This is a genomic window from Actinacidiphila sp. bgisy167 (genome assembly GCF_057707665.1).
The window spans coordinates 1-1623 of the sequence record NZ_JBYIQP010000194.1 but is presented as its reverse complement, the minus strand read 5'-3'; the positions used below and the strand labels follow the sequence as shown (position 1 = coordinate 1623).

At 67.5% G+C, this 1623-nt stretch carries 1 protein-coding gene and 1 pseudogene; one reads left to right on the top strand and one right to left on the bottom strand.

Annotated features, from left to right (window positions below; translation table 11 throughout):
* Positions 1-203, top strand: a pseudogene (locus tag AC3ET4_RS30705) (transposase); the annotation flags it as partial.
* Positions 204-243: 40 nt separating this feature from the next.
* On the opposite strand, the gene AC3ET4_RS30700 reads toward AC3ET4_RS30705, so the two are convergent.
* Complete coding sequence (locus tag AC3ET4_RS30700) at positions 244-1497, bottom strand: IS256 family transposase (protein ID WP_431955226.1); 1254 nt, start codon at positions 1495-1497, stop codon at positions 244-246.
* Positions 1498-1623: the final 126 nt, after the last annotated feature.

Below are 1623 nucleotides of genomic sequence, written 5' to 3'. Positions count from 1 at the left end.
GGGAGATCGTCGCGCATCTCGCCGAGACCTACGGCATGGAGACGTCCAAGGAGACGGTCTCCACCATCACCGACAAGGCCCTGAACGCCATGGCCGACTGGCGCACGCGCCCGCTCGACCCGGTCTATCCGGTCCTGTTCGTGGACTGCGTGAACGTGAAGATCAGGGACGGTGCGGTGGCCAACCGCCCCATCTACGTGTCCTCGGAGTAATTGTCAAGACTTGTGGATCAGTTGAGGTGGATCAAGCGGCGAAGGTCTCGTCCTGTTCGACGAGGAGGCCGTTCTCGAAGCGGGCGCCGGCTCGGACGAGGGCGACGAGGTGGGGTGCGGTGACCGCTCGCCAGCGGGCCTGGGCGGACTCAACGAGTTTGAAGACCATCGCGAGGGCCGCGGCCGGGCTGCCGGCGCCGCGGGTGACCTTGGTCCGGAGCTTCACGGTGGAGAAGGTCGACTCGATCGGGTTCGTGGTCCTCAGATGGATCCAGTGTTCGGCGGGGAAGTCGTAGAACGCCAGCAGCTCGTCGACCTCGCCGGTGATCTTCTTCACCGCCTTGGGCCATTTCGCGCCGTACGCCTCCTCGAACGCGGTGACCGCCTTCTCGGCGTGCGCGCGGTCCTCGGCGTTGCAGATCTCCTGCAGAGCCTTCTTCGCGCCAGGCTGCGCGGACTTCGGCAGCGCGTTCGAGACGTTCCTTGTCTTGTGAACCCAACACCTCTGGTGCCTGGCCTGCGGAAACACCTCCGCCAGCGCCCTCCACAGGCCCATCGCGCCGTCGCCGACCACGAGCATCGGGTCGCGCATCCCGCGCCGCCGACAGTCGCGCAGCAGGTCCGCCCAGGACTCGGTGGACTCGCGCAGACCCTCGGTGATCGCGATGAGTTCCTTGGTGCCGTCGACGCGGACGCCCATCAGGACCAGGAGGCAGGAGTGCGTCTGGGACAAGCGGATCTTGGGATGGACACCGTCGGCCCAGACGTAGACGTAGTCCGATCCGGCCAGGTCACGGCGCTGGAAGGCGGCATGGTCGGCGGTCCACTGCTGCGTCAGTCGGGTCACCGTGGCCGGCGACAGGCCGGCCGAGGAGCCCAGGAACTGTTCCATCGCGGGCACGAAGTCGCCCGATGACAGGCCGTGGAGGTAGAGCAGTGGCAGCACCTCGCTGATCTTCGGGGACTTCCGGCACCACGGCGCGAGGATCTTCGAGGAGAACCGCTGACGTTCACCCGTCGTCTCGTCGACCCGCTTGTCGTTCACACGCGGGGCGGCCACCTCGATGGGCCCGGCGGCGGTGGTCACCGTCCGCGGCCGGTGGCGGCCGTTGCGCACCACCAGCCGGCGACCGGCCTCGTCACGCTGACCGGCGAGCTCGGATATGTACTGGTCCACCTCCGCCTCCAACGCGGCGGCCAGCATCCGCCGGGCGCCCTCCCGGACAATCTCGTCGATCAGGGAACCAGCCTCGGTGGTGCCGTCTTCGTTGACTACGCTGAGCACGGGCGTGCCTTCCCGACCCGCGTTCGCAGCGCGGGCCTACTCGGTGACTTCACGATCACTCACTCGGGAAGGTACGCCCTTCGCGCGCCCTCCAGAGGAGCTGATCCACAAGTCCTGAGCATTGCT